Here is a 26141-nt window from a genome sequence, read left to right as displayed (position 1 = left end):
GCCGAGCCCGGGGATCATGTCATCCTGACCCGGGGCGACCACATGAACGCCCACGGCGGAACCAATACCCTGAAGATATTGGACGTCGACGAGAAGCATGCGCAGGGCTGATTTTTGTATACAGAAAGCCGTCTTCCGTGTGGCCTGAGTGTGGGAAACGTGCGAAGGTAAGCTCATGAGCGAAAGGTGCGAGGGGCTACCATGAGCAATACCTGGCAGGAGGAGGTGGCCGCCGAAACGCGAGCCGGCGGCCGCATCAGCGACCGCTTCATCGTCGACAAGGTGCGCACTGCGGTACTGACCCAGCGTTTGCCGCCGGGGACACGTCTGCCGGAAGTGGCCTTGGGCGAGATATTCGGTGTCAGCCGCTCGGTGGTGCGCAAGGCGTTGACTCGCCTGGCTGCCGATCACGTCGTCAGCCAGCAGCCCAATCAGGTGGCCCGCGTACGCGCGCCGAGCATCGAGGAAACCCGCGAAACCTTTGCCGCCCGGCGCCTGGTGGAGGGCGAGGTGGCTGCGCTGTTGGCAGGGAACATCGACGAGGCGCTGCTCGAGGATATCGCCACGCTGGTCGCACGGGAGGCCGAGGCACACGCCTGCAGCGACGAGCCATCACGCATAGAGAACTCGCTGGCCATTCACCACCTGCTCGCCGAGCACTCGCCCAACCGCGTGCTCGGCGCCATGCTCACCGACCTGGTCCTGCGCACTTCCATCGTCATTGCGCTCTACAAGCGGGCGGGGCTGGCCAGTTGCTATCTGCCCCAGGATCACCCGGCGCTGCTCGAGCGCCTGCGCGACGGCGATGCCGAGGCCGCTCGAAAATGTATCCATGATCACCTGCAGGCCCTTGAAGGTCTGCTCGACCTGCGTACGCGAGAGACGCGCATCGATCTGATGGCGATCCTCGGGCAGCGTGAAGGCGCCACGATGAGCCTGAGCAAGGAGTGACGAGATGCTTGCCAAGCGTGTGCTACCTGTCGCCTGGCTGGCCACGCTGCTGGCCTGGCAGCTGCCGGCCGGAGCCGATGAAGCCTCGGCGCTCCAGCGTGGCCCGCTGGAGATTCATGCAGGCTCCGAGCGGCATCGGCTGGAGGTGGAGTTGGCACGTACCTCGGCCGAACGGCAGAAGGGGCTGATGGACCGCGACCGTCTCGCTCCCGACGCCGGCATGCTGTTTCTCTACGAGGAACAGCAGCCGGCCGCGGGCGGTTTCTGGATGTACCGCACCCGTATTCCGCTGGACATCGCCTTTATCGACGCAGATGGCCGTATCGCTACCCTGCATACCATGCAACCGTGCCTCTCGCGCAACCCCTACGACTGCCCGGTGACCATTGCCGGTGCCGCCTATCATGCCGCGCTGGAGGTCAACGCCGGCTACTTCGAAGAACACGGCATCGAGGAGGGGGCCTGCGTGACTTGGCCTGGCCGTGCCGAGGGTTGCGAATCAGCGACCGAATAAGGCGCGGAAGCGAATCACGATCAACCCCACCCCGGCGATGACCATGGCCCCACCGAAGGCGATATGGGCATTGAGGCTCTCTCCCAGCAGTGCGATGCCCAGCATCACGGCGCCAGCCGGCACCAGCAGGCTCAGCGGCGCCAGCCGGCTGACCGGGTGTCGACGCAACAGGCCGTACCACATGCCGTAGGCGACGATCGACGACATCACCGCCGTATAGAACACCGCCCCCCAGCCGAACCAGCCGGCCGTCGCCATGGCGCTCATCTGGTCGTGCTCGAACCACCAGGAGCCGATTGCCACCTGAGGCACGGCGAATAGAGCCGTCCAGCCCGCCAGTGCCATGGGCGCCAGGTTGGGCCCCTTCTTGATCAACAGCTGCGATACCGCCCAGCCGAACGCGCTGAGCAGCAGCAGGGCCATGGGCAGCGGCGAGGGCAGGCTGGGGCCGCCGGCCAGGACCACCACCCCGCCGAACGACAGCGCGAGCCCGACCAGCCGCTTGGCGCTCAGCCTCTCGCCCAGGAAGATCACCGCCAGCAGAGTGGCGAAGGGCGTGCCCATTTGCACCAGCAGCGCCCCGGTACCGGCTTCTGCCTGTCCCAGGCCGATGAACAGCAAGGCGAAGTGCAGGGTGCCGAAGGTTGCCGACAGCAGCACCAGGAAGGGCAACTGATGGCGCGCCACGGGATGGAAGGGCACCAGCAAGGCGGCGACCAGAAGGAAACGCAGGGTGGTCAGCAGCAGCGGAGGCAACTCCTCGACGCCCAGCTTGATGACAATGATGTTCAAGGCCCAGATCGCGACGATCGAGAGCCCCAGCAGCAGGTCGCGCAGCGGCACGGCTAGTCCTTGGCTGTGGCCATGCTCACAAGCACACAGCGCGTGTCCTGTGCATGGCAGGTGAGTCAACGCTCCGCACGTCGCTGCCTCGGTGAGTGTCTCACGACATGAGGAACGACATACTGGATGGTTTCAGCGCAATGGTAGCGGCTTTCTCTCTCGACAAGAACCGCTTTATCATCATATGCGATGAGATCGTTGTTTGTGCAACGAAATTGTGGCGTTTCAATGGCACGATTCATCTCAAAAGGAAAGCGAGCATTTGGCTGCACTGAGCTTGAAGCTGCGTTTATCTTGAGGTCTCCTGCTGCCCGGCTATTCTGAGGCTACTTTCACACTCAAAAACATAGACTAAAGTATATATATTAATTTTGTTACCAGTCCATCCTATAAAAAACAGTAAGTTACTTCCTCTTTGTTAATCGATTAAGCCAGATTTCGAAAAAACCAGCCGTCTCCTTCGGGTCGTGACTTGCAGGCTTTATAGTCATGGACTAAAAAATGTAATCGATTGCACTGTGCTGTGAGATAACTGAAAGACACTTAAAATCGAACAAAAACGGATGGCGGTTAACCGCATCATTCGCAAGGGATAAGTTTGTAAATAAACCCATCATAACGAGACAAGATATGAATATGGATATCCCTTCTCGCTTTGCCGAGTGGAAGTTTACCACTACGATTGCGGCAGGAATCATAGCGATCATCGGTATGAACCAGGCCATTATGGCGCAGGATAATACCGCTGAATTTCCCATTGCCGTGCAGATGTACACACTGCGTGACTTTGGCGCTCTGGAAGAGCAGTTGGCTGCCGTGAAGCGGTCGGGTGTAGAAGCCATCGAGACCGTAGGCAACCAGAACGTGAGTGCAGAGGAGCTCGATGCTCTGCTCAAAAAGTATGAACTGGAGGTGATATCAAGCCATGTGCCATTGGAAGATTTAAGGGACCGTCTGGATGAGACGGTGGCCTTCAATCGAGCGGTTGGCAACGACATCCTGACCTTGCCCTATCTGGACGAGCAGGCACGACCCACCGATGCCGAGGGCTGGCAGGAACTGGGACGCGAGCTTGGCGATATCGCGTCCCAGTTGAACGAGGAGGGTTTCCGGCTCGCCTACCACAACCACGATTTCGAAATGGAAGTCTTCGAGGATAAAACGGCGCTGGAGCACATGCTCGATGCCGCCGGACCCGAGCTGCTTCTGGAACTGGACGTCGCCTGGGTGGACCGTGGCGGCCTGGATCCGGCCGAGTACGTGGCGCGCGTGGAGGACCGGTTGTTTGCCGTGCACGCCAAGGACAATGCGCCCGAGGGCACTGCCGAAGATGAGGGCGGCTTCGCCACGCTGGGACAAGGCGAACTGGAATGGGACACGTTACTTCCCGCCATCGAACGAGCGCAAGTGGAGTGGTACATCATCGAGCACGACCAGCCGCTCGATGCCGAAGCCGTCATCACCGAAGGCCATGACTTCCTACGTGACAAACTCGCGACGCTCCATGACGAATGAGCCGTAACGCACCTATCACAAAGACAGCGTGTCTTCGCAGGCTCTGCGACATGTGATTCGACGAACTTCCATCAGTACATTCTTACAAGAAAGGTAGCACTCCATGCCAAATAATCACTACGACGCCATCGTGGTTGGCTCGGGCATTAGTGGTGGCTGGGCCGCCAAGGAATTGACCGAGAAAGGACTCACGGTCCTGCTGCTGGAGCGGGGCCGTAATATCGAGCACGTCAAGGATTACAAGAACGCCGACAAGGAAGCCTGGGACTATCCACACCGTGACCAAGCCACCCAGCAAATGAAGGAAAAATTTCCGGTATTGAAGCGCGACTATCCGTTGAACGAATCGACCATGGGGCTGTGGGCCGATGAACAGGCGCATCCCTACGTCGAGGAAAAGCGTTTCGACTGGTTTCGCGGCTATCACGTGGGCGGCCGCTCGCTGATGTGGGGGCGTCAGAGCTATCGGCTCAGCCCCATGGACTTCGAGGCCAATCAGCGCGAGGGGATCGCCGTCGACTGGCCCATTCGCTATGAGGACCTGGCGCCCTGGTACGACTATGTCGAACGCTTTGCCGGTATCGCCGGGACGCGCGAAGGGTTGGATATCCTGCCCGATGGCCAGTTCCTGCCTCCCATCGAACTCAACTGCGTGGAGAAAGACGTGGCCAGGCGTATCGAAAGGGCGTTCGACGGCCAGCGCCGCCTGATCCACAGCCGCGTGGCCAACATCACCCAGCCTAAGCCCGAGCAGAACCGGGTCGACTGCCAGTATCGCAACAAGTGCTGGCTGGGCTGTCCCTACGGCGCCTACTTCAGCACCCAGTCGGCTACGCTGCCCGCGGCGATGAAGACGGGCAACCTGACGCTGAGGCCGTTCTCCATCGTCAGCCAGGTGTTGTACGACAAGGATCGCAAGCGGGCCCGCGGCGTCGAAGTGATCGATGCCGAGAACCACCAGACCTACGAATACACCGCCGACGTGGTGTTCCTGAACGCTTCGACGTTCAATTCCACCTGGATCCTGATGAACTCCGCCACCGACGTCTGGGAGGGCGGCCTGGGTAGCAGCAGCGGCGAGCTGGGCCACAACGTGATGGACCATCATTTTCGCTGCGGTGCCAGCGGCGACGTAGAGGGCTATCTCGACAAGTACTACTTCGGGCGGCGCCCCGCCGGTTTCTACATTCCCCGCTTTCGCAACGTGGGCGGCGAGCAGCGGGATTACGTGCGCGGCTTCGGCTACCAGGGGGCGGCGAGCCGCCTGGGCTGGGATCGCGAGATCGCCGAGCTCAATATCGGCGCCGAACTCAAGCAGGCCCTCAGTCAGCCGGGCGGCTGGACCATCGGCATGACCGGCTTCGGCGAGATGCTGCCCTACCACGAGAACCGCATCGCCCTCGACCATGGCGTGCGCGACAAGTGGGGCCTGCCGGTGCTCTCCGTCAGCGTGGAGCTCCAGCAGAACGAGCGCGACATGCGCGCAGACATGGTCCAGGACGCCGTCGATCTCTTCGAGGCCGCCGGGGTGCAAAACGTCAAGGGCGAGGAGGGCGACTATGCACCGGGCATGGGCATTCACGAGATGGGCACCGCGCGCATGGGGCGCGATCCGGCGACTTCGGTGCTCAACGGCTTCAATCAGGTGTGGGACGCCCCCAATGTCTTCGTCACCGATGGCGCTTGCATGACGTCGTCATCCTGCGTCAATCCATCCCTGACCTACATGGCCCTTACCGCCCGTGCGGTGGACCATGCGGTGGAAGAGCTCAAGCGGGGGAACCTCTCATGAACCGTCGTGAACTGCTGAAAATGATTACCGTGGCGACCGGCGCGGCGCTGGTCGGGGGCAATTCCCTGTTGGCTTTCAGTGCCTCCGACGAATGCGATCGAAGCTTCAGCGCCGAGGATGTCCAGCGATTGGACGAATTGGCCGAAACCATCCTGCCACGCACCGATACACCCGGTGCCAAGGATGCCGAAGTCGGCGCCTTCATGACCGTTTTCGTCAGTGCCTGTTATACGCCCGAAGAGCGGAGCCTGTTCCACCAGGGCCTGGCGCAGCTCGACGCGCGCAGCCGCGCGGCGTATGAGCGCGGCTTCCTGAACCTGGAGAGCGAGCAGCGACGTGACCTGATCGCCGAGCTGGATCGCGAGGCCAGGGCGCAGGTCGAGGCGAGCGGCGAACCGCACTACTTCACCCTGATGAAGCAACTGACGCTGTTCGGGTTCTTCACGTCGGAAGTGGGGGCCACGGAAGTATTGCGCTACGAGGCCGTCCCGGGCCGCTACGACGGCTGCATGCCTTACGAGGAAGGGGAGCCCGCCTGGGCGACCTGAGCCGCAAGATCAACGAAACCGGGCCTGGCACCCAAATGAACCCCGGAATACGACGGCCGGCCCCACTGGCCGGCCGGGTACCGCCCGTTCGTTCGAGACGAATTGGAGAGATGCGATGCAACGACCGATCCCTTGCTATTCAGCAACGACCCTGGTTCGGGCCACTGGCGTCGGCATGATGGCGCTCTCCTTCGCCGCTATTGGCGGCGAAGGCGCACAGGAAGAGGCACTGGAGCCCTGGCAGCAGGCCGAGAAGACCGAGGTCTGGGAGCCCGTGCCGCCTGTGGTGGAAGCACCGGCGGATGGCGTGCCGTCGGATGCCACCGTACTGTTCGATGGCAGCGACCTGAGCGCCTGGGAGGCCGAGGAGGGCGGCCCCGCGCCCTGGCATCATCAGGGCGAGGTGATGACCGTGAAGCGTGGCGCCGGCGGCATTCGCACCCGGCAGGCATTCTGCGACGTGCAGCTGCATCTGGAGTGGCGCGCGCCCGTCGACATCGAGGGCATGGATGGCCAGGATCGCGGCAACAGCGGCGTATTCCTGCAGGAGCGCTACGAGATCCAGGTGCTCGATTCCCATGACAATGCCACCTACCCCAACGGCCAGGCGGCGTCGGTCTACAAGCAGCACATCCCGCTGGTCAATGCCTCGCGCCCGCCCGGCGAGTGGCAGAGCTACGACATTCTCTATACGGCGCCGCGTTTCGATGAAGCAGGAGAGCTCGAGTCGCCCGCCTACGTCACGGTGTTGCACAACGATGTGCTGGTCCAGCACCACGTGGAGGTCCAGGGCACCACTGAATGGATCGGCGAACCCGACTACGGCGAGGCCCACGGTTGTGCCCCGATCTTCCTGCAGGATCACGATGCGGCTGTCAGCTACCGCAATATCTGGGTCAGGCAGTTGTAGCCTGACCTAACTTGACGTGTTCATCTTCCCTTCAACGCTGATCGCTTTACAATGCGTTGTGACTTCCCGATTCTCCTAATACCAAGAATTAGCCGGCTCCCCAGTGCGGGACTACGGCCAACGACTCAAGGACACGTCATGAATTCAGTAAGCCGTATCTCACGTATCGCCGCTGTCCTGGCTGGTGCCACCGTGCTCACCGCCTCGCTTACGGCACAGGCACGTGAACTTTCCATCTCCACCGTGCTCTCCGACGCCTTCCCTTGGGGCCAGGCGGCCGAGAAGTGGGCCGAGCTGGTGGAGGAGCGCACCGGAGGCGAGCTTACCCTGCGTGTCTATCCCAATTCGCAGCTGGTCAACGGCGATCAGACACGAGAGTTCTCGGCCATGCGGTCGGGTCTGATCGATATGGCGGTGGGTTCGACCATCAACTGGTCGCCGCAGGTGCCTGAGCTCAACCTCTTCTCGCTGCCGTTCTTCATGCCCGACGAGGCGGCCGTGGATGCCGTGACTGGTGGTGCCGCCGGCGAGATGATTTTCGAGGCCATTGAGTCGCGCGGTGTGATTCCGCTGGCCTGGGGCGAGAACGGCTTCCGCCAGCTCTCCAATTCTCGCGGTCCTATCGACGAGCCCGGCGATCTCGACGGTCTCAAGATTCGTGTTGTCGGCTCGCCGCTGTTCCAGGATACCTTCACCGCCTTGGGCGCCGACCCCACTCAGATGAGCTGGGCCGATGCCAAACCGGCACTGACCACAGGCGCCGTGGATGGCCAGGAGAATCCGCTCTCGGTATTCGACGTGGCGCGCATCGATCAGGTGGGACAGGAATACCTGACGCTGTGGAACTACATGAACGATCCGCTGATCTTTGCCGTCAACGAGCAGGTCTGGGCAACGCTCTCCGAGGAGGAGCGCAAGATCCTGCGTGAGACCGCCATCGAGGCGGGCGAGTGGGAAATCGCCATGACCCGCGAGCAGGAGAGCGAGCGTCTGGCCGCCATTCAGGAGCGCGGCGTACAGGTCACCGAGCTTACCGAAGAGCAGCATCGTGCCTTCGTCAACGCGACCCAGAGCGTGCACGAGAAGTGGTATCCGCGTATCGGCCAGGAACTCATCGACGCTGCGAGTCAGGAAATCGAGGCCCGCTGAGCCACTTTGCCGCCTGACCCCGGCTTCGTACGCGAAGCCGGGGCTTTCATTGCGAGGCTTCCATGAAGTTCTCTCCCGATGCCAAACCCGAGCGATGGCTGGGCTCGCTGGCGCTGGCCGTCATTTCGCTGATCAGCCTGGGCAATGTGGTCACCCGCTACGTCACAGGAGGCTCGCTGGCCTTTACCGAGGAATTTTCGGTATTTCTGTTGGTGGTGCTGACCTTCACCGGCGCTTCGGTAGCGCTGCGGCGCAACGGCCACATCCGCATCGGCCTGTTCGAACTTGCTCTGCCGGAAGGGCCGCGTCGTGCGCTGATCCTGTTCCAGTGCTTCTGCGGCACCATCGTGCTGGGGCTTATCATCTGGTTTGGCGCCAAGCTGACCTGGGACGAGTATCAGTGGGAGTCGCTGTCGCCGGGGCTCGGCCTGCCGCAGTGGTGGTACCTTGCCTGGTTGCCGCTGCTGTCGGTGGCGATGCTGGTACGCCTGGTGCAACAGACCGTCGACCGCCTGCGCGGGAGGCTCGAGGATGAATCCTGACCTGTGGATGATCCTGGCCTTCGCCGGGTTGCTGATCGCCGGCGTGCCGGTGGCCTTCTCGCTGGCACTGGCCGGGGCGGTGGGCATCGTGTCGGGCCTTTCGCCGGCGATGCTGGCCACGCTCGGCACCAATACCTACAACAGCATCGCCAAATACCCGCTGATCGCCATTCCGCTGTTTATCATGACCGGCCTGATCTTCGAACGCGCCGGGGTGGCGCTGCGCCTGGTGCGCTTCGCCCAGGCGCTGATCGGGCCGCGGCATGGCGGCCTGGCATTGGTGGCGGTGCTGGTGTGCATGATCATGGGTGGCATGAGCGGTTCCGGGCCGGCGGATGCCGCGGCGGTTGCCATGGTGATGCTGCCGAGCATGACCAAGGCGGGCTATCCCAAGCCCTTCTCGGCCACGCTGGTCGCCGCCTCGGCCTCCACGGCGATCCTGATCCCTCCTTCGGTGGCACTGATTCTCTACTCCATCGTGGTGCCCGAGGTCGACCTGCGGGCACTGTTCGCCGCCGGGCTCTTCCCCGGCATCCTGGCCGGACTGGCGCTGCTGGTGCCGGCACTGCTGGTGTCCCGGCGCTACGGCTGGGAAGGCGGCACGCCGGTGGAGGGCGCCGAGCGGCTCGAGGTGGGCGAGACCTTCAAGCAGGCGCTACCGGCGCTGTTCGCCCCGGTGCTGATTCTTGGTGGGCTGCGCTCGGGGTTGTTCACGCCCACCGAGGCGGCAGTGGTAGCGGTGGCCTATGGCGCCCTGGTCGGCCTGTTCCTGACCCGCGAGATCGGTCTGCGCGACCTGTGGGACCTGCTCGGCGAGGCGGCGGTGATCTCCGGCGTGGTGATGCTGATCATTGCCCTGGCCGGGATCTTCGCCTGGGCCGGCACCATGCTCGGCACCTTCCGTCACCTGGCGGAGTGGGTCATCGGCCTGTCCGACAACGGGGGGGTGCTGCTTGTCCTCGTCATGCTGGCGGTGCTGCTGGCCGGCATGCTGCTCGATGCCATCTCGATCTACCTGATCATGATGCCGATCCTGATCCCGGTGATGCAGCACTTCGGCTGGAACCCGGTGTGGTTCGGTATCCTGCTGGCGATGAACATCGCCATCGGGCAGTTCACGCCGCCAGTGGCGGTCAATCTGATGGTGACCACCGAAATCGCCAGGATCCGCCTGGAACGGACCCTGGGCTGGGCGCTGTTGTTCGTGCTGGCCATGGCTAGCGCCCTGGCCCTGGTGGCGATCTTCCCCGAAATCGCGTTGTGGTTGCCGCGCGTACTCGGCTATAACGTCTAGCCGAGTGAGTCCAGGGTGCGCTGGAAAACCTCGGTGCTGTCGGCATCGAACAGCACGAAGCGCACCCGCTCGATGCCGGGGCATTGGGGCAGCGTCTCGCTCACCGTGGTGAGTGCGATTCGGGTAGCCTCCTCGAGGGGGTAGCCGAAGGCGCCCGCCGAGAGGGCGGGGAAGGCCAGGCTGGAAATTCCGTGCTGCTCGGCCAGCGACAGGGCATTGCGATAGCAGGCGGCCAGCAGTTCCGCTTCCGGCTTGTCGCGGCCGTACACCGGTCCCAGGCAGTGGATGACGTGGCGATTGGGCAGACCGAAGGCCTCGGTGATCACCGCCTGGCCCGGTGCTATCGGCGCCAAGGGGCGGCAGGCTCGGTCGAGCTCCGGTCCGGCCGCTCGATGCAGAGCGCCGGCTACGCCGCCGCCTGGGCGCAGTTCAGCATTGGCGGCATTGACCACTGCATCCATGTCAGGCTGGTTGGCGATATCGCCCTGGCGACACTCCAGTTGGGTTGGCATGAGCAAGCTCCTCTGTCATGTCATCAGTCTGGTCCTCGCACGAGGGGAAGTTCAAGGCCGACCACGCAGGGTCTTGCCGTACTGCTTTGTCCTTCGGCCAGGTACTGCCAGAGAATTTTTCATTCGAATAGGAGAGGCCGGATGTCGATTCCTCCTCGCTATGCGCCGCTGACCTTCGCGGTGCTCATGTCGATCTACATGGTCACACTGATGACCTTCGTGATTACTTGGGTCAATACCGGACTCGACGGTAACTTTCTCTCACGCTGGTGGCGTGCTTTCTATATCGCCTGGCCGATCGCTTTTGCCCTGATTCTCCTCGGTGCACCGCGCTTGCAGCGCCTGGTTGGTCGTCTGGTCAATAAGGACGGAGCGGACTGATCGTTACGAATTCCGGCTTTTTTCGAGACATACGTTGCAAATAGAAACAGAAACTTGCAACTCGACTGCCCAGGCGGTACCAATGTGCTCCCCCCGATAAGCCACGGCTCGCCGGTACCAGGCCGGTGTGACGGCATCTTTGCGCCGCAGCGCAGGGTTTCCCGGCCATGGCCCATGACAACAGGAGGAGACAATGAACCAGCGTGCGAACATCGGCAATGCCGGAGCCGAGGCCATCGAGGCCCGCCAATTCAAGGTCTACACTCATCGTCAACTGGACAAGATCGAGGCGATACAGCGGCTACCTGAAGACCTGCGTTTCGACATGCGGGTGGTCAGCCAGGTGCTGCCTTTCCGAGTCAATGAATACGTCATCGACGAGCTGATCGATTGGGACAACGTACCGCAGGATCCCCTCTTTCAGCTCACTTTCCCTCAGCGCGGCATGCTCCTTCCCGAACACTTCGACGAAGTGGCCGAGTTATTGCGCCGCGAGGCCGGTGCCGACGAAATGAAGCCGGTAATCGAGCGCATTCGCGGCGAGCTCAACCCGCATCCGGCAGGGCAAATGGATCTCAACCTGCCCATGCTGGATGGCGAGCCGCTGCCCGGCATGCAGCACAAGTATCGCGAGACGGTGTTGTTCTTTCCCAGCCAGGGCCAGGTTTGCCACAGCTACTGCACCTTCTGCTTCCGCTGGGCCCAGTTCGTCGGCGACAAGGAGCTGAAGTTCGCCGCAAGCGAAGCGACTTCGTTGCACCGCTACCTGGCCGAGCACACCGAGGTCACCGATCTGCTGATGACCGGCGGCGACCCCATGGTGATGAAGGCCAAGCACCTGCGCCAGTATTTGGAGGGGCTGATGTCGCCCGAGCTGGATCATGTCCAGGACATCCGCATCGGCACCAAGAGCCTGACCTTCTGGCCCTATCGCTTCGTTACCGATCCGGATGCCGAGGACGTGCTCGAACTGTTTCGCGAGCTGGCGGCGGCGGGCAAGCACGTGGCCTTCATGGCGCACTTCAATCACTGGAAGGAGATGGACACCCCCATCTGCCGCGAGGCAATCCGGCGCATCCGTGCCACCGGCGCCGAGATACGCACTCAGGCGCCTCTGCTCAAGCACATCAACGACGACGCCGACCAGTGGGCGCGCATGTGGACCACCCAAGTGCGCCTGGGGATGATTCCCTACTACATGTTCGTCGAGCGCGACACCGGCGCCCGCCACTACTTCGAGCTGCCGCTGGTGCGTGCCTGGGAGATTTATCGCGAGGCCATGAAGCAGGTCCCGGGTCTGGCGCGTACCGCTCGCGGGCCCTCCATGTCCGCCGATCCGGGCAAGGTGGAGATCCAGGGCGTTGCCGAGATACAGGGAGAGAAGGTGTTCGTGCTGCGCTTCATTCAGGGGCGCGATAGCGGCTGGGTACAGCGTCCTTTTTTCGCCAAGTACGACGAGGCGGCGACCTGGCTCAATCACCTCGAGCCGGCATTGGGCGAGGGTGAGTTCTTCTTCGAAAGTGACTTCGTTGCGATGAAGGAAGAGAAGCAGGAGCTGATCCTCAAGGCCTCCTAGGCTCTTATCGACAAAAGGGAGCGCCGTCCGGTGCTCCGGCCGATACGGAAGCTGGCCGTCAACAGGCGGTTAGGAGTCCTCATGGGGCATGCATATCAGGAATTAACGCACACTAAACGAAAAGGCAGACTAGAATTAGGCCATGTTGAAAAAGACCCATCGTTCCGACGTTTTTTTCGCTAAAGTAGAGGGGAGCGGTAGTTTCCGCCAGCCAGTGGCTAAATGACTGGCTACTCAGGGATCTTGCTCGTCAGTAATGACAGCTAGCCAATAACGTCAAAGAGGTGTGTTAATGAAACGCCATGCTTTTTCCGCGGCAGCCTTCTCGGGAGCGCTCCTCGGCGCCGCCATGTTCGCCACACCGGCTGTGGCCCAGGAACGCTTCATCACCATCGGCACCGGCGGCCAGACGGGTGTTTACTACGTGGTGGGCCAGTCGGTCTGTCGTATGGTGAATCGCGGCAGCGACGAGCACAACATTCGCTGTAATGCGCCTTCCACCGGCGGCTCCGTGGCCAACGTCAACGGTATGCGCAGCGGCGAGCTCGACATGGGCGTGGTGCAGTCCGATGTCCAATACCGCGCCTACCATGGCGAGGACAACTTCGAGTCCGATGGCGCCTGGGAGGACATGCGTGCCGTCTTCACCATGCACGGCGAGCCGCTGACCGTGGTGGCGCGCGCCGACTCCGGCATCGAGCATTTCTCCGACTTCCCCGGCAAGCGCGTCAACATCGGCAACCCGGGCTCCGGCCAGCGCAACACCATGAACGTGGTGATGGAAGCCATGGGCTGGGATACCGATACTTTCTCGCTGGCTTCCCAGTTGGACGCCGCCGAGCAGGCCGCGGCCTTGGCGGATAACAACATCGACGCCATGGTCTATGTAGTGGGCCATCCCAACGGCTCCATCCAAGAAGCCACCACCACCATCGACGCTCGACTCATCCCGGTAACCGGCGAGGAGATCGATGCCTTGGTCGAGGAGCATCCCTACTACACCCGCTCGGTCATTCCCGGCGGCCTGTACCGTGGCAATGACGAGGATGTCGAAACCTTCGGCGTAGCGGCAACCTTCGTAACTTCCACTGCCACGGACGAAGAAGTCGTCTACGAGACCGTCAAGGCGGTATTCGAGAATTTCGATCGCTTCAAGCGTCTGCATCCGGCGTTCGAAAACCTCAACGAAGAAGACATGATCTCCGACGGCCTGACCGCACCTCTGCATGACGGTGCCGCTCGCTACTATCGTGAGCGTGGCTGGATCGAGTGATGTGGCGTTGAGGGGTAAGTAATCCCTCTGGTGAGATGCGCGGACCCAAGGGGTCCGCGCGTCCGTTTGGACCGGCCACAGACTTTTGAGTGAGCCGGCTATGAGAGCGGGCAAACCTTCAAGAGCTGAAGCGATGGTGGGGCACGACGGTAATGACTAACGAAAAAACGAATCCACAAAAGCCCGAGGTGGATCTCGAGGACATGGTTGCCTCGAGCGACAGTGGGGCACGCAAGCCGCTGGGTGTCCCGGGAAAGCTGCTGGTCGGCATAGCGGCTGCCTGGTCGCTGTTCCAGCTCTGGATTGCCTCGCCGTTGCCTTTCCTGCTCCGCGTGGGTGTATTCAACGCCACTGAGGCGCGTTCGATTCACCTGGCCTTCGCCACTTTCCTGGCATTCATGGCCTATCCTGCGCTCAAGCGCTCGCCGCGTGATCGCATACCGATCCAGGACTGGGTGCTGGCACTGGTAGGCGCTTTCTGTGCGGCCTACATGTTTCTGTTCTATGCCGAACTCGCCGAGCGGCCCGGATCGCCGATCCTGCGCGACGTGATCGTGGGTGTGGTGGGTATCCTGGTCCTGCTCGAGGCAACCCGGCGGGCACTGGGGCCGCCGCTGGCCATCGTGGCTTCGCTGTTCATCATCTATACGCTGTTCGGTCCCTATATGCCGGGCATCCTGGCGCACCGCGGAGTCAGCCTGTACGGCCTGATCAATCACCAGTGGCTGACTACCCAGGGCGTATTCGGCATCGCGCTGGGTGTCTCCACCAGCTTCGTCTTCCTGTTCGTTTTGTTCGGCGCCTTGCTCGACAAGGCCGGTGCGGGCAACTATTTCATCAAGGTCGCCTTTTCACTGCTCGGTCATTACAAGGGCGGGCCGGCTAAAGCCGCTGTAGTGGCCTCCGGCATGACCGGCCTGATTTCCGGTTCTTCCATCGCCAATACCGTCACTACGGGTACCTTCACCATTCCCATGATGAAGCGTGTCGGCTTCTCGTCCGAGAAGGCCGGCGCGGTGGAGGTTTCGTCCTCGGTAAACGGCCAGATCATGCCGCCGGTCATGGGGGCCGCGGCTTTCCTGATGGTCGAGTACGTAGGCATCTCTTATGTCGAGGTGATCAAGCATGCTTTCCTGCCGGCACTGATTTCGTATATCGCGCTGGTCTATATCGTGCATCTCGAGGCGCTCAAGGCCGATATGAAGGGCCTGCCCTCGAGCAATCCGGTACGTCCTCTCCTCAACAAGGCGATCGGCTTCCTGACGGGGCTGATCCTGCTGATGACACTTTCGTTCGCCGTCTACTATGGCCTCGGTTGGCTCAAACCGATACTGGGCGATACCACGCCCTGGGTGGTCGGCGCGGTGCTTGCTGCGGTCTATGTGGGCCTGCTCAGGCTTGGCTCGAACTACCCGGAGCTCGAGCTCGACGATCCCAACTCCCCTGTGATCACTCTTCCGCAGACCCGGCCCACGGTAATGGTTGGGCTGCACTATATCTTGCCGGTGGTCGTGCTGGTCTGGTGCCTGATGGTGGAGCGTCTTTCTCCGGGGCTTTCGGCCTTCTGGGCTACTGTGCTCATGATTTTCATCATGATCACTCAGCGTCCCATCACTGCCTTTTTCCGCGGCCGTAGCCGGTTGGCAGCCGATATCAAGGAGGGCTTTCTCGACTTGTGGTTAGGCCTGGTGGCTGGGGCCCGCAACATGATCGGCATCGGTATCGCCACTGCCACGGCAGGTATCGTGGTGGGGGCGGTTTCACAGACCGGCGTAGGCCTGGTACTGGCCGATGTGGTCGAGATCCTGGCCATGGGCAACCTGATGCTGATCCTGCTGCTCACTGCGCTGCTCAGCTTGATCCTCGGCATGGGCCTGCCTACTACCGCCAACTACATCGTGGTATCGGCATTGATGGCGCCTGTCATCGTGTTGCTGGGCCAGCAGAATGGCCTGATCGTACCGTTGATCGCGGTGCACCTGTTCGTGTTCTACTTCGGCATCATGGCCGACGTGACGCCACCGGTGGGGCTGGCATCATTCGCGGCGGCGGCGGTCTCCGGCGGCGACCCGCTGCGTACCGGCTTCCAGGCCTTCTACTACAGCCTGCGGACTGCTGCGCTGCCGTTCCTGTTCATCTTCAATACCGACTTGTTGTTGATCGACGTAGGGTGGCTCCAGGGGGTCGTGATATTCACCATCTCCACTATCGCCATGTTGATCTTTGCCGCGGGTACCCAGGGCTACTTCCTGGTGCGCAATCGCTGGTACGAGTCGATCCTGCTGCTGCTCGTCGCTTTCACCCTGTTCCGCCCGGGGTATTGGATGGATCGCATTCACGACCCCTACGAGTCGATCCCGCCGGCTGAATTCGCCCAGGCATTGATGGCAGTAGACGATGGCAGCCAACTGCGCGTGCAGATCGCCGGGGAAGATGCCTTCGGCGATGCCATGACAACCTACATCTTGGTACCGGTGCCGCGTGGCGATACGGCTGAGGAGCGCATGGAGCGCCTCGGCATGGAGCTGTGGACAGAAGACGATCGGACCCTCGTCGACATGGTCGAGTTCGGCAGTACGGCGGCGGATCTCGGTTTCGACTTCGACCAGGAGATCGTCGAGGTGCTGGCCCCGGTGGATCGCTGGGCCAAGGAGTGGATGTGGGTGCCGGGCTTCCTGGCTTTCGGCCTGGTGGTGCTGCTGCAGCGTCGACGTCGTCACCAGCGGCCGTCGACTGCCCAAGCCGCTTGAGGAGGGGGAAAGATGTACAACAAGATTCTGCTACCGGTGGACCTCAACGAGGAGTCCTCCTGGGCCAAGGCGCTCCCCACGGCGCTGACCCTGTGCCGCACTTTCGGGGCCTCGTTGCATGTGGTGACGGTGCTGCCGGATTATCACATGCCACTGGTCGGCTCCTACTTCCCGAGCGACTTCGCGGAAAAGGCCCATGAGGCCTTGTCCAAGGCCCAGCACCGGTTCATCGAGGATCACGTGCCCGATGACATTCAGGTACAGTCGGTGATCGTCGACGGCTCGCCGTGGGAGGCGATCGTCAAGGCGGCCAAGAAGCTCGGGGTCGACCTGATCGTGATGGCCTCGCATAACAAGCGCAAGTTCGCCGACTACGTGCTGGGGCCCAACGCCGAGCATGTGGTGCACCACTCCAAGATGTCGGTGATGATCGTGCGCTGAGAGGCGCCAGGGTATCAGGGCTGCGTACCCCAGGTATCCTGGCAGATCGCGTTGTACCAGCCGACGGCGTACTCGGCTTCCAGGGCGCGGGTGGCCTCGGGGGCGTCCAGCGGACTCAGGCCGCCGGCTCCCTCGACCTCGGCAATGTTGCCGTCCTGGATGCGATAGACGCCGGCTTCGGAGATACCGTAAGCGGGACCAACCAGGCTGTAGCTGGCACTGGTCCAGTAAGCTTCCGGAGCCGGGCGCGACTCCAGTGAGGCGGCTATGGCCGCCGCCACGACCTTGGCCTGGGCGCTGGCACAGAAGCCCGACTTGGGCATCGGATCAGCGATGGCGGCGTCTCCGATCACGAACACATCTTCGACCTGCTGTGACTCGAAGGTTTCCGGCTTGACCGGTACCCAGCCGGAGTCGTCGGTCACGCCTGCGCGCTCGGCGATCGAGCCGGCCTTTTGCGGCGGTATGACATTGAGCACGTCGGCCTGATGGACGATACCCGACTCGGTCTCGACTTCCAGCCGGTCGGCGTCGACCCGTGTCACGCGGCCGTCGCCGGAAAGCCCCACCCACTCGATGCGATCGCCATAGAGCTGCTCCCAGCCCTCCATGAACAGCGCCTGCTTGGAGAAGCTGTCCTTGGCGTCGAGAATCAGCACCTTGGATTTCGGCTTGTACTGAGTCAGGAAATTGGCCACCAGGCTGGCGCGCTCGTAAGGAGCGGACGGGCAGCGGAAGGGGTTGGCAGGGGCGACCAGGACGAAGCTGCCGCCGTCTTCCATGCCCAGCAGCTGGGAACGCAGCAGCTCGGTCTGCGCACCGGCCTTCCAGGCATGGGGAGCCTTGTCGGCCGCTTCTTCATCGTAGCCTTCCAATGCATTCCAGCGAATGTCTATCCCAGGGGAGAGAATCAGTCGATCGTAATCCAGCTCGCGCCCGGTGGAGAGTCGCACCGTATGGGCAGCGGCATCGACGTCTTCCACTCTGGCGTGGATGACGCGCACTCCGTGGCGATCCTGCAAGGCATCATAGCCCTGCGATATGGCATCCATGCTGCGCAGTCCTGCCAAGTGCAAATTGCTGAAAGGGCCTGTGTAGAAGATTTCGGCCGGCTCGATCAGGATCACCTCGATCGCCGGGTTGGCTCGCTTGAGATACCTGGCCGCCGTGGCGCCACCGAAGCCGCCTCCCACGACGACGACCTGACCGGCATGCTGGCTGCCGATGGTGAAGGGTGTGACGCCACCGATCAGCGGCAGCAGCGAGGCGGCTCCCAGACCCTTGAGCAATTGTCTACGATCGAGAGCGGAACGTTGAAAGTGCTTCGTCATGCGCGCTTCTACTCCTGCGGTTCTTGCTCTGTGTCCGTAGCATCGTCGGCTTGCGGGTCGATGGCGGAAAAATGGCTAGCGAGGGCGGCGAGCTCTGCGTCGGTGAAGCCCTTGGCGATACGATCCATGATAGTGGCATCGCCGACCTCGTCGCGCTTGAACGCGAGCAGTCGCGCTTCCAGAACGGCGGCGGGTCTTCCGGCGATGGTCGGTACACTACCCACCAGGCGTCCGTCAGTGCCGTGGCAGTTGGCGCAGGAGCCGGCCATGAGGGCCGTCTGTTCGGAGGAGAAGGTATCCTCGGCAAGGCATTGAAGGGCGACTCCCGAGAGCGGCAGCGCACCGAGCAGTGCCGAGGCCGCCATGTGAAGAATCCGTTTCATCGGCAGGTTTCCTGGTTGCATTCCTCGGTTGGACCACTCGCTCAAAGCGTGTGTTCATGACGATCTCGTCGTCGCGTCCCCGCACGTTAGCCCGGGAGAACCGCGGCGGGAAGAGTGCTCGCTGCGTTGACAACTTCGCGCGGCAGTCTTGTGCGCGGTCAACTACAGTAGGATTTGTAAGGAACAACAAGACGTCATCCGGACCTCCCGGCTGGAGAGACGCTCGCATCGTCCTTCTCATGGCGACCACACGGGGTACGACAATGAATGCAGCCACAAGAAGTGCCGGACAGCCCTCCACTCCCAACGTCAAGATCACAATCAACCCGATCGGTATGGACAGGCCCAAGGCCTGGCTGGTGGCCGGCTTCGAGGACTTCCGTCAGGCAATGGCAGTCAGTCTCGCCTACGGCATGTTCTGGGTCGGCTTGAGTATCGCCATCACGGCAGGCGCCATCGTACTCGACTTGTGGCACTGGCTTTTGCCACTGGTGGCGGGCTTCATGTTCCTGGGCCCGTTGGTAGCGGTCGGTTCCTACGGTATCAGTCGCGCGCTCGAAGAAGGCCGCGCACCGCATCTGGGTGATGCCTTCGGCGCCTGGCGCCCGCACGCAGGTCAGCTGGCGATGATGGGCGTGATGATGATGATCTTCTTTCTCGCCTGGATTCGTCTGGCCACGCTGCTGTTCGCACTCTTCTTCGGTTTCGAGGCGCCGGGGGCAGCTGAGCTCTACGCGTCGCTATTGACGACTCCGGACGGACTCGGCCTGATTGCGGTAGGCACCGCCGTGGGGGCCATACTGGCATTTGGTGCCTTTGCCATCAGTGTGGTCGCCGTTCCGACCCTGATGGACCAGGACCTGACCTTCATGGAAGGCATCGAGGCCAGCTTGCGCACCGTTTCACGCAATTTCCGGCCAATGCTGCTGTGGGCTGTCATCCTGACCTGTTGCGTACTGGTGGGTGTGCTGACGTTCTACATCGGCCTGGCACTGATTCTGCCGGTGCTGGGGCATGCCAGCTGGCACGCCTACGAGGATCTGGTGCGCTGTGAACAGAGGGACGTGAGTGTGTGAAGAGTGGTGTCGCGGCAGGGGCTTCTTCCCCCTGCCGCTCGGCATCTCGTTCGCTCTAACTGAACTTGGCTCGAGATTCGCGTAGGCTTGGGGCTTTGCAACGAACACGGAAGCCTCTCGATGTCTCCATTGTGGCCATGTCGCGCCGTCCTTACCTTCAGTCTGCTTCTCCTTCTCGGCACTTCGTTGCCCATGATGGCCGATCAGCTACCTCCTCCAGAAGGCGACGTGCTGCTCAGAGTGACGGGCGATATCGATCACCCCAACGTAGGCGATGAGCTGCATCTAGACCGTGAGATGCTGCTGTCGCTCCCTCAGGGAGTGATCGAGACGAGCACTCCCTGGACCGAGGGAGTCGGTCGCTTCGAAGGGCCGCTATTGAGTGCCTTGCTGGAGGTGGCCGGTACACAGAGCGAGCATGTACGGATCCAGGCGCTGAACGAGTACGAGTCCGAGGTTCCGGTATCCGATTTTCATGACCATGGCGTCATCCTGGCTCTTGAACGTGACGGAGAGCCGATTGCCGTACGTGACTTGGGGCCAATGTTCGTACTCTACCCCTTCGACGAACGTCCCGAGCTGCTGAATGAAACCGTTCGCCACCGTTCGGTGTGGCACGTGGGCAGCATTCATGTCCCGTAACCTTTCACGAGACCAGGCGCGAGGTGTCGCAGCATGCTGCGCTATCCGCTACGACTGAAGCTTGGGGCGGCGGCGGCGCTGGTGTTCTTCACCGCCGCTCTGGTGGTGGTGGGGTTGGCCGCCTGGCGCCAGGAACAGCTTCATCATAGCGTGGTCGGAGACGCCACTTGGCATGCCTACAAGCTCGATCGGGACATCACCCAACTGCGTAGCGATTTGGCATTGAGGGCAGAGAACGCGCGCTCACTCGAGTCGCTGCGATTGCGCTTCGAACTGATCTACAGTCGCGTCAACCTGCTGCAGCGTGGCGACATCAATCAGCTGCTTGCCAAGATACCCCTGGCCGAGCGGCTCCTGCCTGACCTGGTCGTGCTCATGGATGACATCGATCACCTGCTCGAGGAGATCGTGCAACTGGGGGAGGAAGAAAGGTGGGTCTTGTCCGACCGTCTGGAACGGGTGGGAGGACTGACCGAACAGCTGATCGTCGCTCTCAACGGGCATCTTGCCGAAGCGGCGACTCGTGAACGGGAGATGCTACAGACACTCTACGCCCTGCTGTTGGCGCTGATCCTGGCCATGAGCCTGGCCGCTCTGATGGTGATCGTGTTCTTGATACGTGAGGCGCGTGACAATGCCGAGGCGCGTCGTTCACTGGAAGCACTGAGTCGCAAGCTCCAGACCACTGCTCGCCGAGCCGAGGCCGCCAGCCAGTCGAAATCGGAATTCCTGGCCACGGTCAGCCACGAGATCCGGACACCTCTCAACGGGGTCATCGGCATGAGCGATCTGCTCCTGGATCAGCCGATCGATACTCAGTCGCGCGAATATGCCCGCACCCTTCACGTCAGCGCAGCTCGTCTGCTGGAGTTGATCAATGACATTCTCGACTTTTCCAAGATCGAATCGGGCAAGCTGGAACTCGAGCGACGTACCTTCCGCCTGGCGGCATTGATCGAGGATGCCTGCGAACTCTTTGCGCCTCGCGCCCGGGACAAGGGGCTGGAGCTGGTAGCCCAGGTGTCGCCGGCCCTGCCCGAGCAGCTCATGGGAGATCCGACCCGGCTGCGACAGGTACTGCTCAATCTTCTCTCCAATGCCATCAAGTTCACCGAGCATGGCGAAGTCCGCGTCGAGGCAACGCTGAATGCCCAGGGGCAATTGAACCTGGCAGTCTGCGATACCGGTCCGGGTATCGCTGAGGACAAGCTGGCCCGCCTCTTCGAGCCCTTTCGCCAAGGCGACGCTTCGACGGCAAGGCGCTATGGCGGCACCGGACTCGGGCTTGCCATCAGCCGGCGACTGGCGGAAGCCATGGATGGTTCCATCGGTGTGGATAGCCGGCCCGGTCAGGGGAGTTGCTTCTGGATAGAGCTGCCGCTGGAGCCGGCTCATGACGACCATGAAGCGGAAGTGCCTGAGCCGACACGGCTGGAACCTTCGGTAGGTGGCCGGGTGTTGCTGGTCGAGGACGACCCGGTGAACCAGCAGGTGGCGGTGGCACTGCTCGGGCGCCTCGGCTGCGAGGTCAATGTGGTGGACAGCGGGCAAAGAGCGCTGGCGCTGGCTGGCCGGGAAGCTTTCGATATGATCTTCATGGATGTGCAAATGCCTGGCATGGACGGTTTGGAAACCACCCGTCGCTTGCGGGAGACTGGCGGCTGGTGCGCCAGGGTGCCTATCGTGGCAATGACCGCAGGTGGTCCGGGGGCCGAACGCGAGCGATGCCTGGCAGCCGGTATGACCGATTATCTTGTGAAGCCGCTGCGCCGCACTGAATTGGCGACCTCACTGAGACATGGCTTGCCGGGGAGGGCGCAGGCCGTAGCACCAGGCCTGCCGGAGGGGGAGAGTCCACGCCGCGAAATCGTGGAAGAGGGCGTGCTTGGCGAGTTGCGGGAGACGCTGGGCGCGGACGCGCTCGCGACACTGTTTGCCGTGCATCGCGAGCAGTTGCAGCAACATGCCGAAAATCTGCAGGCGGCACTGGAGCAGGGCGATATGGTGGCGCTGGCAGAAGGGGCACATCGCATCAAGGGCGAGTCGGGCAGCCTGGGCGGGCGCCGGCTGGCCGAGATTGCCCAGCGTCTGGAGCGACTGGCGCGCGGTGGGCATTGCGAGGAGGCAGCCGTCGAACTCAGGGCCTTGCTGGCCAGCATCCCCGCCACGCTCGAGGCGCTGGAAAGCTGGCTCACTGAACGACAGCACGAACGCTAGGCAAGGGTGGTGCGGCCCGGAGCGCCCCAGCCAAGCAAGAACGACAGCTCCACTTCCCGGTTAGCTCCAATGAAGGAGTCAATCTCCCTCCAAAGTACAGCCCCCCGGCCACTCCTCGAATGCTTTACTGAGCCTGCACCGTCGCCACGGCACGGTTGCCACTCACAATGCCAACAGGAGACATGCCATGTGGACCAAGCCCAGCTTCCAGGATCTGCGCCTCGGCTTCGAGGTCACCCTCTATATCGCCAACCGCTGATCGTCCTATCCGGAACTTTCCCTGCGAACGGGGCTGCACGGCCTCGTTCGAGCCCTGGGAGAGGAGACGCCATGCAGGTGCTGATACTCGGCTCGGCCGCCGGGGGCGGGTTTCCACAGTGGAACTGCAACTGTGCCAACTGCCGCGGGGTGCGCCAAGGGCGTGGCGGGACCTTCAAGCTGCCGAGCGAGCACGCAGCAAAGTAGCCTGCTCGTCTGCCGGTTTCCGGACGGGCCCGGCAGCTTACGACCAAAGACCCTCCCCAATGCCGCCCAAGGGAGGATGAGGCACTCACCCCAAGGTTATCTACACTGCGTACTGGGGCCGGCCAACACCACCTGGCATCACTGGCGAGCCAGATGAGAGAACCGAGGGAGCCCATGTCTCACACGGCCTATCGGTGATCCGTGAAAGCCGCAGCCATCGCTGCCTTCCGCCACCGCTGAGCAACAACAACGCAACCCAGGAGCATGCATCATGATCTACGCCAATCCCGGTCAGTCCGGTTCCGTCGTTTCCTTCGAATCGCGCTACGGCAACTATATCGGCGGTGAGTTCGTACCCCCGGTGAAGGGCCAGTACTTCGACAACGTCAGTCCGGTCAACGGCGAGGTATTCTGCGAAATTCCCCGCTCCACCGCCGAGGACATCGACAAGGCGCTGGACGCCGCCCACGCCGCTGCCCCCGCCTGGGGCAGGACCTCTGCCGCCGAGCGCAGCAACATCCTGCTCAAGATCGCCGACCGTATCGAACAGAATCTGGAGATGCTGGCCGTGGCCGAAACCTGGGACAACGGCAAGGCGGTGCGCGAAACCATCAACGCCGACATTCCGCTGGCCGTCGACCACTTCCGCTACTTCGCCGGTTGCATCCGCGCCCAAGAGGGCACCGCCGCCGACATCGACGCCAATACCGTCTCCTATCACTTCCACGAGCCGCTGGGCGTGGTGGGCCAGATCATCCCGTGGAACTTCCCGCTGCTGATGGCGGTGTGGAAGCTGGCCCCGGCGCTGGCTGCCGGCAACTGCGTGGTGCTCAAGCCCGCCGAGCAGACCCCGGCCTCGGTCCTCGAACTGATGAAGCTGGTCGGCGACCTGCTGCCGCCGGGCGTGGTCAACGTGGTCAACGGCTACGGCGCCGAGGCCGGCCAGGCGTTGGCCACCAGCAAGCGCATCGCCAAGATCGCCTTCACCGGCTCGACCCCGGTGGGGTCGCACATTCTCAAGTGTGCCGCCGAGAACATCATCCCCTCCACCGTGGAGCTCGGCGGCAAGTCGCCCAACATCTACTTCGCCGACATCATGGATGCCGAGCCGGCCTTCATCGAGAAGGCGGCCGAAGGGCTGGTGCTGGCCTTCTTCAACCAGGGTGAAGTGTGCACCTGCCCGTCGCGGGCGCTGATCCAGGAGAGCATCTACGACGCCTTCATGGCCAAGGTCATGGAGAAGGTGGGGCAGATCAAGCGCGGCAACCCGCTCGATACCGACGTCCAGGTCGGCGCTCAGGCGTCCCAGGAGCAGTTCGACAAGATCATGTCCTACATGGACATCGCCCGCGAGGAGGGAGCCGAGTTCATCACCGGCGGCGACAAGGAGAGCTTCGATCCTGCCTACGACAAGGGCTACTACATCCAGCCGACGCTGCTCAAGGGCAACAACAAGATGCGCGTGTTCCAGGAGGAGATCTTCGGCCCGGTGGTGGCGGTGACCACCTTCAAGGACGAGGAAGAGGCGCTGGCCATCGCCAACGACACCGAGTTCGGCCTCGGCGCCGGCGTATGGAGCCGCGACATCAACGTCGCCTTCCGCATGGGACGCGGTATCCAGGCCGGCCGCGTCTGGACCAACTGCTACCACCAGTACCCGGCGCATGCCGCCTTCGGTGGCTACAAGAAGTCCGGCGTCGGCCGCGAAACCCACAAGGTGGCGCTCGAGCACTACCAGCAGACCAAGAACTTGCTGGTCAGCTACGATATCAACCCGCTCGGCTTCTTCTGAGCCCAGGCCGCCCGCTCCGCTGGGGCGGGCAGCCTCTTGCTGTTCCCCACTGCCAGAAGACATATCCCGCGCAAGACTAGAGGCCGGATTGACTGTGCTTTTTCCCCCTCTTTTCTAAGAAAACTTCTAGGCTCCCTTTAACGACACCGGATTCGTCGTATACAAGGAGACCGACATGGAAGAGAAGGTGATCGACTGCGTGGTCGTCGGCGCAGGTCCCGCCGGGCTGGCTGCCGGTATCAATCTTCAACGCTTCCTGCGCGACATTCGCATCATTGATGAGGAGAGAAGCCGCGCTGAGTTGATTCCCCGCACGTTCAATTATCCCGGTTTCGGCGAAGGCATCAGCGGCAACGCCCTGCTGGAGCGACTCCGGGCTCAACTCAAGGTCAATGGCGGGCACGTGACGCCAGGTCGGGTAGTGCGTCTGGAACGCACCGCAGACGGCATGTTCGACGTAACGACCGAAACCGAGGTCATCCGATCCCGGACGGTACTGCTAGCTAGTGGTGTCGTCGACATCGAACCGGAGTTGAAAGGCTTTCAGGAAGTGAAAGAGAAAGGCTTGATCCGCTACTGTCCCATTTGCGATGGTTTCGAATTCACGAAAGAGCGCATCGGTATCATCGCCCGGGATGCCCATGGCGTTGACGAGGCCGTGTTCATCAAGCGATTCAGCGCCGATCTGACGCTGATTGACTTCGAGGGTGGCGCTTATCTGGATGTTGCCTCGACGGAACGTCTGGAGCGCGAGAAAATTGCCCTGATGCAGGGGGAGGTGGGCGACATGTATGCCGACGCAAGCCAGGGCATCCAGTTACGCATGAGCGACGGCAGCGAGTATTCCTTCGACGCGCTTTACTGCGCCCTAGGCACCCAGGTACGCAGCGATCTCGGTACGAACCTGGGCGCCTTGCGGAACCCTCATGGGTATCTGGTGGTGAATCCCCATATGCAGACGGGTATCGAAGGGCTATATGCCGCGGGCGACATGACCAACCATTTGAGTCAGATCACGGTAGCCACCGGCCAGGCTTCGATTGCTGCCACCGCCATCCACAATCGGCTTCAGAATCGACGTTAGACATGGAGTGGGAGGAACATGACCTTCATCAGGAGCGGCTGCAGCACGCGGCGGCCCTACTCAAGAGCAGCGGAGCGCGCCGGGTGATGGATCTCGGCTGTGGCTCGGGCGGCTTGCTGCAGTTCCTGCTGCGTGAGCCCCAGTTCGACGAGGTGGCGAG

General features: G+C 62.2%; 25 protein-coding genes. 21 read left to right on the top strand and 4 right to left on the bottom strand.

What is annotated here, in order from left to right; genetic code table 11:
• Nucleotides 1-201 precede the first annotated feature (201 nt).
• Together HBJ55_RS17975 and HBJ55_RS17970 are read left to right on the top strand one after the other, a co-directional pair.
• Nucleotides 202-951 (top strand): GntR family transcriptional regulator, encoded by a 750-nt coding sequence (locus HBJ55_RS17975; protein WP_167118209.1) that lies wholly within the window; start codon nucleotides 202-204, stop codon nucleotides 949-951.
• A gap of 4 nt (nucleotides 952-955) precedes the next feature.
• On the top strand, nucleotides 956-1465 hold the full coding sequence (locus HBJ55_RS17970) for a DUF192 domain-containing protein (protein ID WP_167118206.1): 510 nt from the start codon (nucleotides 956-958) through the stop codon (nucleotides 1463-1465).
• On the opposite strand, the gene HBJ55_RS17965 is transcribed toward HBJ55_RS17970, so the two are convergent.
• Nucleotides 1451-2308, bottom strand: a complete 858-nt coding sequence (locus tag HBJ55_RS17965; protein ID WP_167118203.1) for an EamA family transporter — start codon at nucleotides 2306-2308, stop codon at nucleotides 1451-1453. The genes HBJ55_RS17970 and HBJ55_RS17965 overlap by 15 nt on opposite strands.
• A gap of 630 nt (nucleotides 2309-2938) precedes the next feature.
• On the opposite strand from HBJ55_RS17965, the gene HBJ55_RS17960 reads away from it, so the two are divergent.
• The 7 genes from HBJ55_RS17960 (at nucleotide 2939) to HBJ55_RS17930 (ending at nucleotide 10058) form a co-directional block, all read left to right on the top strand.
• The gene (locus tag HBJ55_RS17960) at nucleotides 2939-3823 is read left to right on the top strand and encodes a sugar phosphate isomerase/epimerase family protein (RefSeq protein ID WP_206022744.1); all 885 of its coding nucleotides are present in this window, start codon (nucleotides 2939-2941) and stop codon (nucleotides 3821-3823) included.
• A 103-nt stretch (nucleotides 3824-3926) separates the two neighbouring features.
• A complete protein-coding gene (locus HBJ55_RS17955) occupies nucleotides 3927-5615 on the top strand; it encodes a GMC oxidoreductase (RefSeq protein WP_167118200.1) in 1689 nt (562 codons plus the stop codon).
• Complete coding sequence (locus tag HBJ55_RS17950; protein ID WP_167118197.1) at nucleotides 5612-6163, top strand: gluconate 2-dehydrogenase subunit 3 family protein; 552 nt, start codon at nucleotides 5612-5614, stop codon at nucleotides 6161-6163. Before HBJ55_RS17955 ends, HBJ55_RS17950 begins: the two co-directional genes overlap by 4 nt.
• A 115-nt stretch (nucleotides 6164-6278) precedes the next feature.
• Complete coding sequence (locus tag HBJ55_RS17945) at nucleotides 6279-7073, top strand: 3-keto-disaccharide hydrolase (RefSeq protein ID WP_240936181.1); 795 nt, start codon at nucleotides 6279-6281, stop codon at nucleotides 7071-7073.
• A 138-nt stretch (nucleotides 7074-7211) separates the two neighbouring features.
• The gene (locus HBJ55_RS17940) at nucleotides 7212-8222 is read left to right on the top strand and encodes a DctP family TRAP transporter solute-binding subunit (protein ID WP_167118194.1); all 1011 of its coding nucleotides are present in this window, start codon (nucleotides 7212-7214) and stop codon (nucleotides 8220-8222) included.
• 62 nt (nucleotides 8223-8284) lie between these two features.
• Nucleotides 8285-8764, top strand: a complete 480-nt coding sequence (locus HBJ55_RS17935; protein ID WP_167118191.1) for a TRAP transporter small permease — start codon at nucleotides 8285-8287, stop codon at nucleotides 8762-8764.
• A complete protein-coding gene (locus HBJ55_RS17930) occupies nucleotides 8754-10058 on the top strand; it encodes a TRAP transporter large permease (protein ID WP_167118188.1) in 1305 nt (434 codons plus the stop codon). The genes HBJ55_RS17935 and HBJ55_RS17930 overlap by 11 nt, the downstream gene beginning before the upstream one ends.
• On the opposite strand, the gene HBJ55_RS17925 is transcribed toward HBJ55_RS17930, so the two are convergent.
• Nucleotides 10055-10570, bottom strand: a complete 516-nt coding sequence (locus HBJ55_RS17925; protein ID WP_167118185.1) for a macro domain-containing protein — start codon at nucleotides 10568-10570, stop codon at nucleotides 10055-10057. The genes HBJ55_RS17930 and HBJ55_RS17925 overlap by 4 nt on opposite strands.
• A gap of 141 nt (nucleotides 10571-10711) precedes the next feature.
• Here HBJ55_RS17925 and HBJ55_RS17920 point away from each other — a divergent pair, with 141 nt between their 5' ends.
• The 5 genes from HBJ55_RS17920 (at nucleotide 10712) to HBJ55_RS17900 (ending at nucleotide 16991) form a co-directional block, all read left to right on the top strand.
• Nucleotides 10712-10951: a DUF2798 domain-containing protein gene (locus tag HBJ55_RS17920; protein WP_167118182.1), complete on the top strand. Its 240-nt coding sequence runs from the start codon at nucleotides 10712-10714 to the stop codon at nucleotides 10949-10951.
• A gap of 193 nt (nucleotides 10952-11144) precedes the next feature.
• The gene (locus tag HBJ55_RS17915) at nucleotides 11145-12527 is read left to right on the top strand and encodes a KamA family radical SAM protein (RefSeq protein ID WP_167118179.1); all 1383 of its coding nucleotides are present in this window, start codon (nucleotides 11145-11147) and stop codon (nucleotides 12525-12527) included.
• Between the two features lie 292 nt (nucleotides 12528-12819).
• Nucleotides 12820-13800 carry a TAXI family TRAP transporter solute-binding subunit gene (locus HBJ55_RS17910; RefSeq protein ID WP_167118176.1) on the top strand — a complete coding sequence of 327 codons (981 nt, stop codon included), beginning with the start codon at nucleotides 12820-12822 and terminating at the stop codon, nucleotides 13798-13800.
• Between the two features lie 152 nt (nucleotides 13801-13952).
• Entirely contained in the window at nucleotides 13953-16550 is a 2598-nt protein-coding gene (locus tag HBJ55_RS17905) for a TRAP transporter permease (RefSeq protein ID WP_167118173.1), read from the top strand.
• Nucleotides 16551-16562: 12 nt separating this feature from the next.
• Nucleotides 16563-16991 (top strand): universal stress protein, encoded by a 429-nt coding sequence (locus HBJ55_RS17900; protein WP_167118170.1) that lies wholly within the window; start codon nucleotides 16563-16565, stop codon nucleotides 16989-16991.
• Nucleotides 16992-17005: 14 nt separating this feature from the next.
• On the opposite strand, the gene HBJ55_RS17895 is transcribed toward HBJ55_RS17900, so the two are convergent.
• Both HBJ55_RS17895 and HBJ55_RS17890 read right to left on the bottom strand, forming a co-directional pair.
• Nucleotides 17006-18322 carry an NAD(P)/FAD-dependent oxidoreductase gene (locus tag HBJ55_RS17895; protein WP_167118167.1) on the bottom strand — a complete coding sequence of 439 codons (1317 nt, stop codon included), beginning with the start codon at nucleotides 18320-18322 and terminating at the stop codon, nucleotides 17006-17008.
• An 8-nt stretch (nucleotides 18323-18330) separates the two neighbouring features.
• Entirely contained in the window at nucleotides 18331-18705 is a 375-nt protein-coding gene (locus HBJ55_RS17890; protein WP_167118164.1) for a c-type cytochrome, read from the bottom strand.
• A gap of 263 nt (nucleotides 18706-18968) precedes the next feature.
• Here HBJ55_RS17890 and HBJ55_RS17885 point away from each other — a divergent pair, with 263 nt between their 5' ends.
• The 7 genes from HBJ55_RS17885 (at nucleotide 18969) to HBJ55_RS17860 (ending at nucleotide 25981) form a co-directional block, all read left to right on the top strand.
• Complete coding sequence (locus HBJ55_RS17885) at nucleotides 18969-19781, top strand: DUF2189 domain-containing protein (protein ID WP_167118161.1); 813 nt, start codon at nucleotides 18969-18971, stop codon at nucleotides 19779-19781.
• A 192-nt stretch (nucleotides 19782-19973) separates the two neighbouring features.
• Complete coding sequence (locus HBJ55_RS17880; protein ID WP_240936180.1) at nucleotides 19974-20423, top strand: putative pterin-binding protein; 450 nt, start codon at nucleotides 19974-19976, stop codon at nucleotides 20421-20423.
• 33 nt (nucleotides 20424-20456) lie between these two features.
• A complete protein-coding gene (locus HBJ55_RS17875) occupies nucleotides 20457-22640 on the top strand; it encodes an ATP-binding protein (RefSeq protein WP_167118155.1) in 2184 nt (727 codons plus the stop codon).
• Between the two features lie 187 nt (nucleotides 22641-22827).
• On the top strand, nucleotides 22828-22899 hold the full coding sequence (gene pqqA / locus HBJ55_RS17870) for a pyrroloquinoline quinone precursor peptide PqqA (protein ID WP_167118227.1): 72 nt from the start codon (nucleotides 22828-22830) through the stop codon (nucleotides 22897-22899).
• Nucleotides 22900-22970: 71 nt separating this feature from the next.
• Nucleotides 22971-23105, top strand: coding sequence for a hypothetical protein (locus HBJ55_RS22600; RefSeq protein WP_277345717.1), 135 nt, complete (start codon nucleotides 22971-22973; stop codon nucleotides 23103-23105).
• Between the two features lie 271 nt (nucleotides 23106-23376).
• Nucleotides 23377-24897: an acetaldehyde dehydrogenase ExaC gene (gene exaC / locus HBJ55_RS17865; protein WP_167118152.1), complete on the top strand. Its 1521-nt coding sequence runs from the start codon at nucleotides 23377-23379 to the stop codon at nucleotides 24895-24897.
• A 175-nt stretch (nucleotides 24898-25072) separates the two neighbouring features.
• Nucleotides 25073-25981, top strand: a complete 909-nt coding sequence (locus HBJ55_RS17860; RefSeq protein ID WP_167118149.1) for an NAD(P)/FAD-dependent oxidoreductase — start codon at nucleotides 25073-25075, stop codon at nucleotides 25979-25981.
• The last annotated feature ends 160 nt before the right edge of the window (nucleotides 25982-26141 follow it).

Origin of the sequence: Billgrantia bachuensis (assembly GCF_011742165.1) — a bacterium.
Lineage (GTDB): Bacteria > Pseudomonadota > Gammaproteobacteria > Pseudomonadales > Halomonadaceae > Halomonas > Halomonas bachuensis.
Note: the sequence above shows the minus strand (reverse complement) of the source record. Positions and strands in the feature narration are given on the sequence as shown.

Bases quoted from the DNA above. Each gene is read 5' to 3' on its own strand.
- HBJ55_RS17925 (WP_167118185.1), bottom strand. From the start codon at position 10,570: ATGCCAACCCAACTGGAGTGTCGCCAGGGCGATATCGCCAACCAGCCT.
- HBJ55_RS17935 (WP_167118191.1), top strand. From the start codon at position 8,285: ATGAAGTTCTCTCCCGATGCCAAACCCGAGCGATGGCTGGGCTCGCTG.
- HBJ55_RS17915 (WP_167118179.1), top strand. From the start codon at position 11,145: ATGAACCAGCGTGCGAACATCGGCAATGCCGGAGCCGAGGCCATCGAG.
- HBJ55_RS17940 (WP_167118194.1), top strand. From the start codon at position 7,212: ATGAATTCAGTAAGCCGTATCTCACGTATCGCCGCTGTCCTGGCTGGT.
- HBJ55_RS17970 (WP_167118206.1), top strand. From the start codon at position 956: ATGCTTGCCAAGCGTGTGCTACCTGTCGCCTGGCTGGCCACGCTGCTG.
- HBJ55_RS17900 (WP_167118170.1), top strand. From the start codon at position 16,563: ATGTACAACAAGATTCTGCTACCGGTGGACCTCAACGAGGAGTCCTCC.
- HBJ55_RS17950 (WP_167118197.1), top strand. From the start codon at position 5,612: ATGAACCGTCGTGAACTGCTGAAAATGATTACCGTGGCGACCGGCGCG.
- HBJ55_RS17895 (WP_167118167.1), bottom strand. From the start codon at position 18,322: ATGACGAAGCACTTTCAACGTTCCGCTCTCGATCGTAGACAATTGCTC.
- HBJ55_RS17910 (WP_167118176.1), top strand. From the start codon at position 12,820: ATGAAACGCCATGCTTTTTCCGCGGCAGCCTTCTCGGGAGCGCTCCTC.
- HBJ55_RS17930 (WP_167118188.1), top strand. From the start codon at position 8,754: ATGAATCCTGACCTGTGGATGATCCTGGCCTTCGCCGGGTTGCTGATC.
- HBJ55_RS17875 (WP_167118155.1), top strand. From the start codon at position 20,457: ATGCTGCGCTATCCGCTACGACTGAAGCTTGGGGCGGCGGCGGCGCTG.
- exaC (WP_167118152.1), top strand. From the start codon at position 23,377: ATGATCTACGCCAATCCCGGTCAGTCCGGTTCCGTCGTTTCCTTCGAA.
- HBJ55_RS17885 (WP_167118161.1), top strand. From the start codon at position 18,969: ATGAATGCAGCCACAAGAAGTGCCGGACAGCCCTCCACTCCCAACGTC.
- HBJ55_RS17880 (WP_240936180.1), top strand. From the start codon at position 19,974: ATGATGGCCGATCAGCTACCTCCTCCAGAAGGCGACGTGCTGCTCAGA.
- HBJ55_RS17945 (WP_240936181.1), top strand. From the start codon at position 6,279: ATGCAACGACCGATCCCTTGCTATTCAGCAACGACCCTGGTTCGGGCC.
- HBJ55_RS17890 (WP_167118164.1), bottom strand. From the start codon at position 18,705: ATGAAACGGATTCTTCACATGGCGGCCTCGGCACTGCTCGGTGCGCTG.
- HBJ55_RS17905 (WP_167118173.1), top strand. From the start codon at position 13,953: ATGACTAACGAAAAAACGAATCCACAAAAGCCCGAGGTGGATCTCGAG.
- HBJ55_RS17975 (WP_167118209.1), top strand. From the start codon at position 202: ATGAGCAATACCTGGCAGGAGGAGGTGGCCGCCGAAACGCGAGCCGGC.
- HBJ55_RS22600 (WP_277345717.1), top strand. From the start codon at position 22,971: ATGCAGGTGCTGATACTCGGCTCGGCCGCCGGGGGCGGGTTTCCACAG.
- HBJ55_RS17860 (WP_167118149.1), top strand. From the start codon at position 25,073: ATGGAAGAGAAGGTGATCGACTGCGTGGTCGTCGGCGCAGGTCCCGCC.
- HBJ55_RS17960 (WP_206022744.1), top strand. From the start codon at position 2,939: ATGAATATGGATATCCCTTCTCGCTTTGCCGAGTGGAAGTTTACCACT.
- HBJ55_RS17955 (WP_167118200.1), top strand. From the start codon at position 3,927: ATGCCAAATAATCACTACGACGCCATCGTGGTTGGCTCGGGCATTAGT.
- HBJ55_RS17920 (WP_167118182.1), top strand. From the start codon at position 10,712: ATGTCGATTCCTCCTCGCTATGCGCCGCTGACCTTCGCGGTGCTCATG.